General features: G+C 45.0%; 12 protein-coding genes. 3 read left to right on the top strand and 9 right to left on the bottom strand.

Annotated features, from left to right (window positions below; genetic code table 11):
• Positions 1–13 precede the first annotated feature (13 nt).
• The 5 genes from truA to asd form a co-directional block, all read right to left on the bottom strand.
• On the bottom strand, positions 14–820 hold the full coding sequence (gene truA, locus HYN46_RS10600; RefSeq protein ID WP_114899359.1) for a tRNA pseudouridine(38-40) synthase TruA: 807 nt from the start codon (positions 818–820) through the stop codon (positions 14–16).
• A gap of 61 nt (positions 821–881) precedes the next feature.
• Entirely contained in the window at positions 882–1,958 is a 1,077-nt protein-coding gene (locus tag HYN46_RS10595; protein ID WP_114899358.1) for an asparaginase domain-containing protein, read from the bottom strand.
• Positions 1,959–2,155: 197 nt separating this feature from the next.
• Positions 2,156–3,784, bottom strand: coding sequence for a FimV/HubP family polar landmark protein (locus HYN46_RS10590; RefSeq protein WP_114899357.1), 1,629 nt, complete (start codon positions 3,782–3,784; stop codon positions 2,156–2,158).
• Positions 3,785–3,796: 12 nt separating this feature from the next.
• On the bottom strand, positions 3,797–5,266 hold the full coding sequence (locus HYN46_RS10585; protein ID WP_114899356.1) for a type IV pilus assembly protein FimV: 1,470 nt from the start codon (positions 5,264–5,266) through the stop codon (positions 3,797–3,799).
• A gap of 247 nt (positions 5,267–5,513) precedes the next feature.
• On the bottom strand, positions 5,514–6,635 hold the full coding sequence (asd, locus tag HYN46_RS10580) for an aspartate-semialdehyde dehydrogenase (protein ID WP_114899355.1): 1,122 nt from the start codon (positions 6,633–6,635) through the stop codon (positions 5,514–5,516).
• A gap of 378 nt (positions 6,636–7,013) precedes the next feature.
• On the opposite strand from asd, the gene HYN46_RS10575 reads away from it, so the two are divergent.
• Positions 7,014–8,114, top strand: coding sequence for an endonuclease/exonuclease/phosphatase family protein (locus HYN46_RS10575; RefSeq protein ID WP_114899354.1), 1,101 nt, complete (start codon positions 7,014–7,016; stop codon positions 8,112–8,114).
• A gap of 409 nt (positions 8,115–8,523) precedes the next feature.
• On the opposite strand, the gene HYN46_RS10570 is transcribed toward HYN46_RS10575, so the two are convergent.
• Together HYN46_RS10570 and HYN46_RS10565 are read right to left on the bottom strand one after the other, a co-directional pair.
• Positions 8,524–9,627 (bottom strand): glycosyltransferase family 4 protein, encoded by a 1,104-nt coding sequence (locus HYN46_RS10570; RefSeq protein ID WP_114899353.1) that lies wholly within the window; start codon positions 9,625–9,627, stop codon positions 8,524–8,526.
• 49 nt (positions 9,628–9,676) lie between these two features.
• A complete protein-coding gene (locus tag HYN46_RS10565; protein ID WP_114899352.1) occupies positions 9,677–10,024 on the bottom strand; it encodes a HopJ type III effector protein in 348 nt (115 codons plus the stop codon).
• Positions 10,025–10,402: 378 nt separating this feature from the next.
• Between HYN46_RS10565 and HYN46_RS10560 the strand changes: the two genes are divergently transcribed.
• Positions 10,403–11,143: a ribonuclease T2 gene (locus tag HYN46_RS10560; RefSeq protein ID WP_114899351.1), complete on the top strand. Its 741-nt coding sequence runs from the start codon at positions 10,403–10,405 to the stop codon at positions 11,141–11,143.
• An 80-nt stretch (positions 11,144–11,223) separates the two neighbouring features.
• Here HYN46_RS10560 and HYN46_RS10555 read toward each other — a convergent pair whose 3' ends face one another.
• Positions 11,224–12,465: an ABC1 kinase family protein gene (locus tag HYN46_RS10555; protein ID WP_114900717.1), complete on the bottom strand. Its 1,242-nt coding sequence runs from the start codon at positions 12,463–12,465 to the stop codon at positions 11,224–11,226.
• A gap of 320 nt (positions 12,466–12,785) precedes the next feature.
• Positions 12,786–14,174, bottom strand: coding sequence for an MATE family efflux transporter (locus tag HYN46_RS10550; RefSeq protein ID WP_114899350.1), 1,389 nt, complete (start codon positions 14,172–14,174; stop codon positions 12,786–12,788).
• 198 nt (positions 14,175–14,372) lie between these two features.
• On the opposite strand from HYN46_RS10550, the gene HYN46_RS10545 reads away from it, so the two are divergent.
• Positions 14,373–15,122: a type 1 glutamine amidotransferase gene (locus tag HYN46_RS10545; protein ID WP_114899349.1), complete on the top strand. Its 750-nt coding sequence runs from the start codon at positions 14,373–14,375 to the stop codon at positions 15,120–15,122.
• Positions 15,123–15,180: the final 58 nt, after the last annotated feature.

Here is a 15,180-nt window from a genome sequence, read left to right as displayed (position 1 = left end):
TCACTGCGTTTTTTTATTTCAATGATTCATCGATGTTGAGCCAAACTGGCCCTAAGGTGACTTCCGGCAACTCAAATTCTGCAGGGTAGTATGCGTTGATAAAATACAGCCCATCTGGCGGGGCAGTTATCCCAGCAGCTTTTCGATCCCTGACCGCCAGTAACTCATCAACCCATTCAATCGGACGTAGCCCTTCGCCAATTTCCAGCAGTACGCCCACGATATTTCGGACCATATGATGAAGGAAGCCGTTGGCTTGAATATCGAGTACGATTAATTGACCATGACGAGTCAAGGTTAGATGACTGACATCGCGGATGGGTTGATTGGATTGACAGGCAACTGCGCGAAAACTGGTGAAATCGTGGGTGCCGACCAGTTTTTGAGCCGCTTGTTGCATCAGGTGCAAATCCAAAGGATGATAGTGATGAGTCACTTGACCATTTAACAATGCTGGGCGGTGAGGTTGGTTATAGATCACATAGCGATAACGGCGTGCAATCGCCTTAAAACGCGCATGGAAGGCTTCTGGCATGGGTTGCAGCCATCGGATGGCGATATCGTGCGGTAGCTCGCTATTGGTACCGCGAATCCAGCCTCGGATTGGGCGAATGGCGTCGGTATCAAAATGTGCAATCATATTACAGGCATGAACGCCCGCATCTGTGCGTCCAGCTGCATGAAGCGTCACAGGGTGGTTGGCAACTTTTGCGAGCGCTTTTTCGACAGTTTCTTGAACGCTGATTACCCCATCTTGTTGAGTTTGCCATCCACGATAGCGACTACCACAAAACTCTAAACCCAAAGCAAGACGCGGCATAAAATGATGTTTCCAATTGAAGTGATGATAGATCTTAGCACTCAGGCCAGATCCTTGTCAGTTATGCCGTCAGGGCCAACCATTTCTTGCGGCGTTCAATAAAGTTCGCTTCAGTGATCAATAACCAAGCCAGTTTGGCAAAGATTGCAGGGAGTGGCAGTATTTTAGCAGATAGAACACCGCATGCGGAAAGCCAGTTTCCTGCGGCGTAGCGGGTTTCCACGCCACCAAAAGGGACTTGTGTCGTGATAATGACCATGACACCTCGTTGCTCAGCTGCAAGTAACGCTCGATGTATCCTTAAATCATCGGGAAAATTCCCTAGCCCATATGCCATCAGAATTACTGCTTCTACACCTGATGTTAAAATATGCTCAAGTTGTTCAGCCAACGTATGACTGGGTAAAGGAGAGGCGTAATAGATTTGGATGTTGATGGCGGATAGCTGTTTTTTCAGGGACTCAAAGTTTGTGTGGTTGGTTAAGTAAGGGCGATTGTTGTGTACGCTGATTTGCGAGCCGTGAGCCTCTTCTTTTTGTCCAGAGAATGCGGTTAGCTCTTGGGTGTGAATTTTTTGCACTGTATCCGCAGCCCAACTTTGTTGATGAAAGGCAACACATACCCAGCCCTGTGTATGCGATTGTGCGTTCTTAAGTATTTGGTATGCGGTTTTTAGATTCCCAAGTGCATCGCTCGCACGATCGAGAGTGAGAGCGACAGGATTAAGCAGAGGCAACTGGCTGCCGGTCACGACAACATTCAAGTCAGTACCTTGCAAAGCAGTCTCTAGAAATGCTGCAGTAAAGGCTAGGGTATCTGTACCGTGTAAGATGATCCAATGCTTAATGTGATGTTGATCGGGATGCAAGAGCATAGCCAATATATCCGCCCAATCTTCGGGGACTAGCGCACTGCTATCTTTAATCTCACCAGAATAGAAATGCCAGCTTGTTTGAGTGGCATTAATAGATTCTGCTTCGGCATCTGATAATAATGGTCGAGAAATCTCTTCGGCGATAATCGTTTTTAAACAAGGCAAAAATATCTCTGCTGCTAATGGCGTCAAGGGAGAACCTGAACAACCAATGGTTCCGCCCAGATAAAGAATTCCAAGGTGCATCGCTAATGTATTTGGCATAACTTAAGTCAAGAATTAAAAAAAGGATGAAAAAGATTTCTTTAGATTTCTGCGTTTGCGTGAGTGCTAACCGTACTATATTGTTTCATGGAAACTTACAGTGTAATAATGACATAAACATACCATAACGACGATGAGAGTTTTGGTAAAAATGAGGCGACTTACTATAGTCGCCTCATTATATTTATGCTTTGAATCTATGAAGCGAGTTTTGAGATGAGTTCACGGGCTTCTGTCTGCTGAGTTGCAGCACCTTGTGCAGCGACTTCAGATAACAGTTCACGTGCACTATTAATCTCACCCAGCGCAATATAATTACGTGCTAAATCTAGTCGGGTTTGATGTACATCAATTGATTTTAAGAATGGAAATTCTGACTCAAGCGAGGAAAGTAGCTGATCCGCTGGAGAGTCCCCGGCAACTGGAGAGTCCCCGGCAACTGGAGAGGTATTCAATTCTACAGCAGACACTGACTCAATCGTGGCTGTAGGTACGACTTCAGGTGCAGCTAGCGTAGGTTCTGCGACTTTGGCTGAGGGTAATGCAAAGTTTTCATCAGCCAGATCGGTTGTCCAATCGAGAGAGTCTTTGGCATTCGGTTCTTGTTTGTCTTGATCCAGTGCAAAGGATTCATCTAAGTCAAACTCAAGATCAACAAGCTCACCTTCCACATGCGCAACATCTTTTGCTTGAGTAGCGGCTACTGCACTTTGATCAGAAGTCGATTTCGTTTCTTTAAACTCAGTGGTGAGGTTTTCAAAGATCAGATCATCAGAGTCAAAGACAACCGGCTCTTTTTCAGGAGTGGCGAGATGTGGTTTAACCTCATCATGTATTTCGATAGGATTTAAATCCAGAGGTATTTCTTGAGAGGAATGCAGTTCAAGCGTCGGGCTGCTGTCTGAAGTGTGACTATCAATCGTATCTAGTGTGAATTCTTGATCTAAAGAGAGAAAGTCTGTTTCTGAAGTTTTTGCTATGGGTGTCGGTGTAGAAGGCGCTGCTTGAATTGGTGTATCCAGTGTGAACTCAAGGCCATCATGATGGACCTCAGGTTTTTGCTCAACATGAGGAGCTTCAACAGGAGCGCTGCTATCGGTTGCTGAATGATGAAAGTCAATAAAACCCTCATTATCAATTGGCTCGGGTTTACGCTCGAATTGATCACGTAATTCTTCCGCTTGAATCAGTGCAATCGGATCATCAAGTTTTTCAAGTTGTTCGAACTGAGCATCAAAGGATTCATGGTCATTCTGTTTAAGATAAATGACCAATAACTCCAGCATCAAGTCGCTGCGTTCAGGTTCTTTGAGTAGGCCTTTACTGAGTACACCAACGGCTTGAGGGTAGCGCTGAGCTGCCAGTAATTGCTTGGCTTCTTGTAGCGCATCTACGCTGCTGTTGGTTTCTTCGATAGACGGCGTAGGCGTTTCAATAATCTGTGGTACTACTGCTACCTCAACTGCTGCCGCTTCAATAGGTTTGGTGATGCTTTGAGCAGGCGGGGTAACTTCTACAGGTGAGATTGGCTCAACTGCTGGGGACGGCGTTACTGGCGTTTTGGCTTTCGTTTTTTTGGGACTTTCTTTGGCCGATTGATCTTTGGGCTTGATGGGGATCAATGCAATACCAATGAGGATGGCAACGACGATTAGGCCAAAAACCCAACCTGGAATACCTAGATTGAGGAAGGTTCCTTCATCATCTGCGGCAAAAACAGCGGGTGAGGCTAGAAGTGTGGTGGCTGCGAGTAGGGTTAATCGACGGAAAGTACGCTGCACGTTATTTTTAGCGTGCAAAACGATATCTGAAGTATCTTTATTCATGGTTGTTGCATCCTAATTGCGTTGTTGTGGTGCTGCATCCTTACGGTTCTTAAGTCGTTGCATCAGTTCAGCAAGCTTAGCATTTTGAAGTGCAAGCTTTTGTTCATTGGCTTTGATTTTGGATTCAAGCTCAGTAATTTCTTGACTTAATGAGAAATTTTGTTGTCTGGAAAAACTGATTTTTGCATTGATTGCATTCAATTGTTTTTGTTCGGTTGGGCTGTTTCCAGAATTACCACCGCCTTGGGTATCACCTTGTTGAGTTGGAGCGACCAAGGTCATTTTCGCGTCAGGCAAATGACCTCTACGGACAAATTTGTTTTTACTTGATGTCGGAGGAACATTTTGCGGACGTAGAGTCGGGGCTTTATTGCTTTCAGTATCCTCGTTTTCAATGCGGATTGCTTGATTAACTGGAGCTGCAGCTTCTTGCTCAATGGTTTGTTGTGTTGGAAGCGCGAGGGTCGCGCCATTTTTAATCTGGTTTGGATTCCCACCGATAAAAGCCGATTTATTCAACTGCTGAATGGAACGCATGATAACCGGAATTGGACGATTCAGGTCTTTTTGCATACGTGTAGCGATTGCCCACAAGGAGTCGTTGCGTTTTACAGTATATGCATCCGGGCCTGTTGATGGAGATGTATCCGGTGTTACAGGTTTTGTTGTCTCGGTTACTGGCGCGCCGGCAGCATCATTACTTGGAGACGTTGTATCGCCATCCATTGCAGGAGGAGTTGCGGTGCTTGGAATAAGAGGGGCATTAGCTTGCGCAATTGGAGTATTTTCTGGTGCTGGTGCTGGTGCTGGTGCTGGTGCTGGTGCTGGTTGAGCTGGTGGGGTGCTGACTGGAGTATCTGCGACTGGTGCTGGGGATGGCTGTGTTTCAGCTAGCTCAATTTTTTGTACAGGCAAATTCATCTGGTCAGTTTGTACACGGGTCAGAGGTGGATCTATAAGTGCCGTGACTTGCTGGAGGCGCACGTTATTGCCAAAACCGATATGTACAACAAACTCAATATAAGGGTCATTTAATGCCTGATCACTGGTGATGGTAATTACACCGCGCTCAGGGGAGGTGAGCTGGGTGTTGAAGTGAAGGCTGTTTGAGGCTTTTTTCTTATTGATGCCGAGTTGCATAAACTCTGCATCACTGGCCAATCCCACTTGGATCGTTGATGGATTCACACCTGCAATATCAGAAATCACCAGCTCTGCGCGAAAAGGTTCACCCAGTGCAGACTTCACATGAATCGGCTCAACAGTCAGTGCATAGGAAGCATTCATCAGAAAGGTTTGGCAGGTTAGTAAGCTGGTTAAAAGAATACTTTTTTGAAAGCGCTTTATACCGGATGAAATCGTCAAATGAGAAAGCCCATACACCGTTGAAGAGTGATCTTGAGAAAATCGACTTATGGTTGGCTTGACGAAGGTTTTCGATTCCATATTCTGTAATGACATTGCGCGCTTGGCTACTTGCATACCAACTTTCCTGTTGTGCTTCGTGATTTCTGCTCGCGATGCCTAAACGATAGGTGTATTGCGAGGAGACTTTTCTATAATTGCCCCAGTTTACGACTCATTGGTGAGGCACTGCAATGCAGAAGTGCCTCACTTTATTTAATTTAATCAAACTATTTGAATCGCACGATTGATTTTGATGCGGATCCTTGAAATTATGAGATTGCCATCACATTTTTACGCAATGGCAATCATTGCAAAGCTATCCTTAGCTTTGTTGTTCAATCAATAGACGCAGCATACGACGTAACGGTTCAGCCGCACCCCAGAGTAATTGATCACCTACGGTAAATGCACTGAGGTAGTCATTACCCATATTGAGCTTGCGTAAGCGTCCAACGGGGATAGAGAGTGTCCCAGTCACTGCTACAGGGGTTAAATCCTGCATGCTGGCTTCACGTTCATTGGGAATGACTTTAACCCATTCGTTTGAACTACGGATCAATGCTTCGATGTCATTCAAAGGTACATCTTTTTTCAGTTTGATCGTAAGTGCTTGTGAGTGACAACGCATTGCGCCGATACGCACACACAAACCATCAATCGGGGTGATGTTCGCGCCCGTTTGACCCAGAATCTTGTTGGTTTCGGCTTGACCTTTCCATTCCTCTTTCGACTGACCATTATCCAGTTGTTTGTCGATATAAGGAATGAGTGAGCCCGCTAAAGGCACACCAAAGTTAGCTTTTGGAAAACCCGAACCGCGCTGTAGTTCAGCAACTTGGCGATCAATGTCCAGAATAGCACTTGCTGGATTATCCAAGAGAGGTTTAACGCCATCACGCAGATATCCCATACCGCTGATCAGCTCGCGCATATTTTGTGCGCCTGCACCAGAAGCGGCCTGATAGGTCATTGCGCTGACCCATTCAACTAGACCTTCTTGATACAGTGCGCCAATACCCATCAGCATTAAGGAAACTGTGCAGTTCCCGCCGATAAAGTTTTTAACGCCGTTATTGAGAGCATCTTTAATAACGTGAAGGTTGACTGGGTCAAGTACGATGACTGCATCGTCTTCCATGCGTAACGTACTCGCGGCATCAATCCAGTAGCCATTCCAGCCGTCACGGCGGAGTTTTGGAAAGACTTCACTGGTATAGTCGCCCCCTTGGCAGGTCAAAATCACGTCCATATGTTTAAGAGAGGTAAGGTCGTGTGCGCTAATGAGGTCAGGTGCGGTCTTACCACCAAAGCTTGGGGAGGTGTGACCTGCATTGCTGGTCGAAAAATAAAACGGTTCAATATGAGCGAAATCATTCTCTTCGACCATACGTTGCATCAACACTGAACCCACCATTCCACGCCAGCCCACCAAACCCACTTTCATCGCGTCCACCTCTTCTTTGAATATTACGTTTTAAAATATTGCTTGAAGTTGGGAGTGTAGCAAAGTGCAGGGTAATCACCAAAGATTACACTACGAATCTGCGAAAAAAGATGATTTAAATAGACGAAATATCGCATAGATCTTCAAAAAAAAGCATGACAACACCCTGTCATCGAATCTTCATAAAAATTCATAAACGTTTCATATATGACTGTTAGTTTTAACTCAAGAAAAAATGCCAATCAGTTGGCATGTTGCATGGGCAGCATGGGTCGATGGATAAGGCAGAGCAGGCTGGTTTAAATCAGTGAAATTTCAACTCAATGTATAGCTGTTTACCGAGAGAAAAGCAAAGGCAGACTATATCAGGAGCAAACATTGATTATTATTGAATTTGTGGCAGGAGTTGTGGTGTTTGCAACACTTTGGGCGCTGATTTCGCGCAATGAGTGGTGGGTACGCTGCTTTGATTTTCCGCGATTACAAATTCTAAGTGTCGGTTGCATCGCTTGGTTAGGCTTAATTCTATCATCCTCGTATCATCAGACGATCGAAGACCCCGTATTGTTTGTGATCTTGACGGGATGTCTAGTTTATCAATCCTGGATGATTCTACCTTATACCTTTCTTTGGAAAAAACAGGTTCTCCAAGCCCATAATCCTGATCCGGATAATGCGGTATCTGTGTTGGTATCGAATGTCCTGACGCCGAATAAAAACTATCAAGCTTTGATTGATCACGTTCAAAAGTATCAGCCGGATTTATTGGTGACTTTAGAAACAGATTGGATTTGGGAGCGTGCCTTATCTGTTATCGAGGACGACTATCCTTATGTTGTGCGGGTCCCGCTGGATAACATGTATGGGATGCATTTATATAGCCGCTTACCGCTGGTTAATCCTGAAGTGAAGTTTCTGTTAAGTCCTGAGATTCCCTCCATTCATACTCAGGTCCGGTTGCGTTCTGGTCAGTTAATGCGTTTGTATTGTTTGCACCCCAAACCACCGACACCTAATGAGGCATTAGATTCGACATTACGGGATGCTGAGTTGCTTATGGTGGGTGATCATGTTGCAAGTCAACGCGAGAGTTGTATTGTGGTCGGGGATCTTAATGATGTGGCTTGGTCGCGCACAACACGCTTATTTCAGCGCATTAGTGGCTTGCTCGACCCACGGATTGGTCGCAAGTTCATGAATACGTTCCATGTGAACTATATGTTGCTGCGTTGGTCGTTGGATCATGTGTTCCATAGTCACGATTTCACGCTGGTGGAAATGAGTCTTCTAGAGTCGATAGATTCCGATCATTTTCCGGTCTATACCGTTTTGCATTTTGACCCAGCGATGCAGGCTAGACAGATTGCGCCGACTCCGAGTGCAGATGATGAGCATTTAGCTTTGGCAAAGATCAATGCGGGGATTATGCAAGCACGTAGAGAAGCGCCTCGACATCAACGTGATGCGCTCATGACATGATCGTTTAGGGCTAAAAATTGTCTGACAAAATTTTTGAAATACGTTACAGTTTCAAATGAGAGTTTTATGAAAGTGTTATGTACGGTACATTTCATATAAAATTATTGTGCGAAATGGCTTACAAATATTGAGGTTAATATCTATTTTATGTCGGACAATATTTATTGATAATGAACTTGTCGGCAGATGGAATGGGCACGGAGTGCTTCTCTAGGATGAAGATGAATTGCCGACGGACCATGCTCTTGAGAGGGCTCCATGGAGTGGTAAAAAGAACGGACCGCATGCGGCTAGCGATAATAAGCAAGTAAGCAGGCAATAATAAATAAAATATTCTGGCTCGAATGTGTAAGTGATTACCATTCGAGCTTATATTTTTGTGCGCTATTTCAGTTTTTGAATCTAATTTTTATTTTAAGCGAACCATTTCTGCATAGAGTGCGATGGTTTGTTCAGTCATTTGTGATAACTGAAAAATGGTGACTGGCAATGGCTCTAATGGACTAGTGAGCAGACTTTGCACAGTATTCAACAGCGCCGTTTCATTCTCTGCCTCGACGAGCCCTTGCGGATAGCAGGCTTTCAAAATTTCTGCGCCCCCCCCGCGATTCCAGCCTACCGCAGATGTCCCTACTGACAATGCCTCAAGCGTTGTACGACCAAAGGTTTCTGCCTGAGCCGAAAGTGATAAAACGATATCACTGGCAGCAAGCCATTCGCGGATATCATTGCGATGGCCGACGAAGGTAATGTGATTGGATAGCCCCAATTGATCGACACGCACATGAAGCTCTGCTAAATAGGCTTGTTTTTTTTCATGGGCATCACCCACGATCACGCCATGGACAGGAAAGCGATCTTTTAACTGCGCGATCAACTGAAGCAAGGTTTCGTGGCCCTTTAGACGGGTAATGCGGCCAGGGAGTGTGAGCCAGACTTTGTGCTCAAGCTCAGGAAAATCATGTAGCGTTTTCTGCCACCATAATTGTGAGGGCTGATAGTGATGGGGAAACTCTTCAGGATTGATCCCGCGATAAATACGTGTGACTTTGTCCATGGGGCATGCTGGGTAATTTTCACGGATATACTCCACTACACTATCCGAGACCGCGATCACGCGGTCGGCGCGGGTCATGATTTCACTGTAACGATTGACGGAATAAAATCCATGTACGGTACTGATCAGAATTGGCTTCACTGATTTTGGGATTTTGCGTAACGCAAAATGAGTCAACCAAGCCGGAATTCGAGAGCGGACATGGAGAATGTCGGCTTGCTCCCGCAGAATGATTTTTCGCAGCGGCCTGATTTGCCATAGACTGCTCAATGCCTTGCGATGGATGGGGAGGGTAATGTGCCGTGTACCTTCTGCTTCCAGTTGAGCAACCATCCGCCCTCCGCTGGAGATCACCACCGACTCATGTCCTGCCGCAACCAGTGCGCGTGCGATTTCTAGGGTGCCACGCTCGACGCCGCCGCTATTTAATGCGGGTACCAGTTGAATAATTTTCATAAGATCCAAGAAGAATGAGTAGTGGAGAGATTCACTTTGTTTTGATCTGTTATTCGGTTTTGGCAGTCAATGCCTGACCTTCAAAAACTAAACCTGCCCAACTATATCGAATAAAGTTGCGAATGTTTTGATGATCTTCTCCGGCAGGAGTGGCTTTGACCGCTTGATAATGTTCAGCGAACAGTTTCAAGGTGTCAAGATCACTTAGATGGTGAAGCTTAGCAAACGCAAATACCCGACAACTGCCTGAGTTCTCACCAGCAGCATTATGCACCGAACCATTATTAAAAGCGGTCGGTGTGAAGTCGTAACGCTGGTTAATGAATTCAAGTACATCACTAAATTGTGCCTGACCTTGATCTATACGGTTTAATAATGTGGAAGTTTCTGCGGCCATCTTGACGCTCCTTAAGGTGGTTTTAGGTGAAAAGTCTTTTTATAGATGCCAGTCTATATGCTTTAAAAAGATACCGTTCGGTTAGAAATTGATAATCAAGATGTCATATTTCATACGTAATATCAGATAACGATTATAGCGAAAAGCCAACGTTTGTACTTCGGTTTGTTATTTAATGTTTTTTAAATCATACCTTTGGTTTAATTTTAAGCAAATTGGGGGAAGTGAAGGCTTGTCATCATGGTCTTTTCATTGCTTTGTCTTTTGCTGTACAAGTTCGTGAGATGAACCCTTTAGTGTCATGGGTTCAGCTATTTTAACCTCGTATTGAAGTGGTTTTGTGACGGGGTGTCTTTAAAACTTTATTAGGAGAGCACGATGCTCAAATCTATTCTGAAAGGTGTAAGCGGTCTGCTGTTAGCTTCAAGTTTTGGATTTTCTGCACCGGCCCAAGCATTTGACTATTATTTATTGGCAGCATCATGGCAGCCAGGTTTTTGCGCAACCCATTCGACAAAACCAGAGTGTAGTCCAACAGCACTTGCTGGAACTTACCCAGCAACTAGTTTCTCTATCCATGGTTTATGGCCAAATAATTATTCAGGTAGCCAACCGTTCTATTGTGGTGTTTCACAAAGTGATATCACACTCGATGGCAATGGCGATTGGTGCAGTATGAGCGATTATCCGATCAGTGCTACGGCGAAAGCCAACTTGAGTTATTACATGTCGGGTACCGTATCATGCTTAGATAAGCATGAGTGGTTTAAACATGGAACGTGTGCCGACTCAGCAACGCCGGATGCCTTTTGGAATCAAGCCGTATCTCTCACTCAAGCACTGGGTAGCACATCATTCAATAGCTTTATTCAAAATAGTCGAGGAAAAACGATTACTCGCACTCAATTACTTAATGCCTTCTCAAGTAGTTTCGGTTCAGGCACTCAGGCAGCGGTATCGATGAAATGTACCTCTTATGGCGGCAAGAATTATTTCACTGAAGCATGGATTGCAATCAAGAAAGATAAGCTGAGTACTTTCCCAGCAGCATCTTCTTTGGTTTTGGATGGCCCAGTACAAGGGACGTGTCCAACAACAGGAATTTATGTTGCTAACTAATTTTAGTTAGAGATCACAACAGAAAGCCCAGATATATCTGGGCTTTTTTTGCAATCTAGGATGTCATGTGGTTGGCAGATCTAAGCGGTAATATACTGCTCTGTCAATGCTTTAAAGTCATAGTTTACTTTGAGGTGAATCATATTCCAGTAGTGCCCGCTAATGGTGCGATTGACCATCATGGTTTCGGCAGAAGGCATGAAGCTATCCCAATATTTCATTGATTTACGCAGTTGACTCACGGTTTGCAGATGAACCTTGCTACTGGAAAAGTCAAAGGGTTCAATCATGGGCGGTAGTAGAATATTGCGCCAGTCGATGTAAAAATCTGCTGGAATCTGTCCATGATGATTACGCACCTTTAAATCACGAAGCGCATCTTCAAGCACGGGGACATTACTTTGAATTGCAGCATTCATCAGAGTTTTATAGGTTTGAACCACTGGCTGGTCGAGCTCTTTAATCCCACCAAAATCATAGACCACCACGGAGCCGTCGGCTCTGAAGGCAAAGTTACCTGGATGCGGGTCGCAATGAAAACTATTTAAGATGAAGATTTCTTGCGCGACCATGTTGAAAAGGCGTTCACCGATCTCGTTACGAATTTCGGCAGGATACTGCGCTGCAGTTTCAACAGGATCCCCCAACTCCTCACTCAAGGTTAAAACTCGTCTGCTGGAGTATTCTGGAAAGACTTTCGGGATAATGAGTTTGCTGTCTTTGACATTATGAAATGCTGCAAATACGTTGAGATTGTGTGCCTCTTGCAAATAATTTAGCTCGGCATGTAGGCTTTCTTTAATTTCGTTAAACAGCTCGTCTTGCAGTTTTTTATCAATCTTCATCACACCGGCAAGCTTCAGCGCCAGTTTGAGCTGTTTAAGATCGCTATCGCAACTTTCAGCAACACCTGGATACTGCACTTTAACCACAACGGCTTGTCCATTGGGAAGCACTGCGCGATGGACTTGACCAATAGATGCCGATGCAAAAGATTTTTCTTCAAAGCTTTGGAATATCTCACCGATAGGCTTACCTAATTCGCGTTCAATTTGTCCTTTAATGACAGAGAAGGCGACAGCAGGTGCTTGACGCTGTAACTTGGCGAGTGCTTTGGCAATTTCAGGTGGGAATAAGTCCTGATACTGGGATGCAATTTGCCCGACCTTCATCGCGGCGCCCTTCATTTCGCCCAAGGTCTCCGCAATTTGCGCGCCGATTTTCTCAAACAACTCACTACGCGCAGCGTTTTTTTCTTCTTCGCTGCTATTGATTGATTTAATCGAGTTTGAGACGGCTTTTCCTGCAATGCTTGCGGTCATGCCCGCAAGCTTGAGGAAGCGGCGTCCGGATGAACTAGATGGACGATCAGACACGTTAGGTTCCTTTCATGTGGTTTTTATTCAGATAATCAAAATGAAAAGCACGCTCAAGGACAAATCCTCGAATCGCTTATGCGTTCGCGCAATTAAACATAAGAATGTCACGCTTTATGCTCTTTTGGCAATGTGTATCGCGTGTAGGCTTGGCGGTATTCATTTTATGCAGATGTAAAAGGATGTAAGTAAGAGGAGCATTAAATCAAGCATGAGCGCATCAATAATGATTAGCGCGCTCATCTGGAGTGCATTTAAATGACTAATTAAATGTGTGCAAATTTGTTTGCAACGCGCTTTTCACGTTTGCGTAAGCGTAATAGTAATAAGACAGCAGCTACCGCAAGACCGATGAGCAAACCAAACCAGAATCCTTGAGCACCCATTTTAAGCCCGCGAGACAGGAATATTCCCGTAGGGAAGGCAACCACCCAGTAAGCGAAGAAGGTGATCCACATTGTGACTTTGGTGTCTTGCATGCCACGTAAACACGCCGCAGTCGTGACTTGCCAAGAATCTACCAACTGATAAGCCATAGCGAAAAGTAGCAGCGTCGCAGCCAGTGCTTGAACATGTGGATCATTGCTATATAAGACAGCGATATCGTGACGGAAAATTGCAATCAGTATCATCGTGAAAATAGCGAGACCCGTCCCGAGCGTTAAGCCGACTTTACGCAAACGACGCATTCCGCCCACATCACGTTGACCATAGAGCTGACCCATCCGAATAGTGACGGCAATCGCCAAAGATAGCGGTATCATGAACAGTTGAGATGTGGCCGAGAGGGCAACTTGGTGGGCTGCAATGACGGTCTCACCAAATGGGCTGACGACTAAGGCGGCAAGGCTAAATAATGTCACTTCAAAGAAAATAGCAATGCCGATTGGGAATCCTAATCGGACAATGCGTAAGATCAGTGTCTTATCGGGCCCTTCGAAATGCTCAAAGACACGGAAGGCACGATAGTGTTTAGCGAGTGATAAATAAGTCACAAGAGTGATGAGCATGAGCCATTGCAGGATAGCCGTTGCAAATCCACAGCCTGCGCCGCCAAGGGCTGGCACCGTTAAACTGCCGATATGGAAACCATAGATGAATAAATAGTTAAATGGGACTGCAAGCGCAAGTCCGCATAGACTAATGACCGTCACTGGCCGTGGTTTGCCTAAGGCTTCAGTATAGCAACGTAGCGCGGTATAGAACGCGACCGCGGGTAGACCTAGTGAAACACCAATAATGAAGAGGCGTGTTTTGGCCTGTAATAGGAGTGGGACTTCTAGAAAATGACACATAAGAGGTGCAAGTTGTAGAAGTATGAGCCCGACTAGACCGAGCAGTAAGGCAAGCCAAAGTGATTGGCGAGTGATTTGAGGAATTTTATGCAATGAGTTTGAGTCGAAAATTCTAGCGCCGAACGCCTGTGCTACTAATGGCGTGGTTGCTTGAAGAATACCGCCGATGAGTAGAAATATAGGTAACCAGAATCCAACACCCAGTGCAACGGAAGCTAAATCACCAGCAGAGACGCGTCCTGCCATGATGGTGTCAATCAATCCGAAGCCTGCTTGAGCAACTTGCGTGAGCAAAATAGGTAGCATGAGTGTGACTAAAGTACGAACTTCGATTTTGAAAGGGCTCTTACTTTGTGGCATGTTGGTATTAAATGAAGTAGACAAACAAAAGAACCATCTGGAAAGTTATTGTTAAGGTCGTTATTGTACGAGGAAACGGGTGTTGAGTTTGCGTACGGCGTGATTTTCTTTACATTAAAATTGAATCGTGCTGTGCGCGTAATCTCATCAATAGAAGTTAGTTGTATATGACAAGGTCTTAGCAACTTGGAGAGTAGGATGGTCAGTCAACCATTGCGGGTGCATTATTTTCAACATATTAAAGATGAAGGGTTAGGTAGCCCAGCAGTTTGGCTTGAAAAGCATCATGCGCAGGTGACGGCGACATCTTTTTTTAAACTTGAAAAAGGTGAGTCTGAAATTATTCTGCCCGCCGTAGATGATGTCGATCTACTGATTGTTATGGGCGGGGAGATGAGCGTCAATGATGAGGATCTCTATCCTTGGCTCATTGCAGAAAAAAAGTGGATTCGACGCTATATAGATCAGGGAAAACCTGTTGTGGGGTTGTGTCTAGGTGCTCAATTGATTGCGAGTAGCCTTGGTGCTGTAGTGAAGAAGAATAGTGTCAAAGAAATTGGCTGGTGGCCCGTTTGGGGCTTAGCAGATAACAGGGTTGAGGATCATTTCAAATTTCCAAAAGAACTCAGACCTTTAAGCTGGCATGAAGATACCTTTGACTTACCCGATCAAGCGATTTTGTTGGCTGAAAGTGCAGCCTGCGCCCATCAAGCCTTTCAATACGGACGCAATGTTTTGGGGTTTCAGTTTCATCCAGAAAGTACGCCGCTAAATATGCAGTTATTCCTTGCCGATGTCGGCTATCAGGAATTAGGTGGTGGTGCGGCTGATATGTATATACAAACTGCGGCACAAATGGCAGCAGTCCCTGAAGCGGATTTTGAGGCGCCGAATCAGCTTTTAGAGCGTGCATTAGACTTCGTTTTACGGGACACTCCTTATATATAGCAAGTCGGATAAACTATTTTGCGAAAACTGGAAAATATTTGATCAATGGGCTTGCTAT

The sequence above is a fragment of the Aquirhabdus parva genome (assembly GCF_003351745.1).
In the GTDB taxonomy this organism is placed as follows: Bacteria; Pseudomonadota; Gammaproteobacteria; order Pseudomonadales; family Moraxellaceae; genus Aquirhabdus; species Aquirhabdus parva.
Note: the sequence above shows the minus strand (reverse complement) of the source record. Positions and strands in the feature narration are given on the sequence as shown.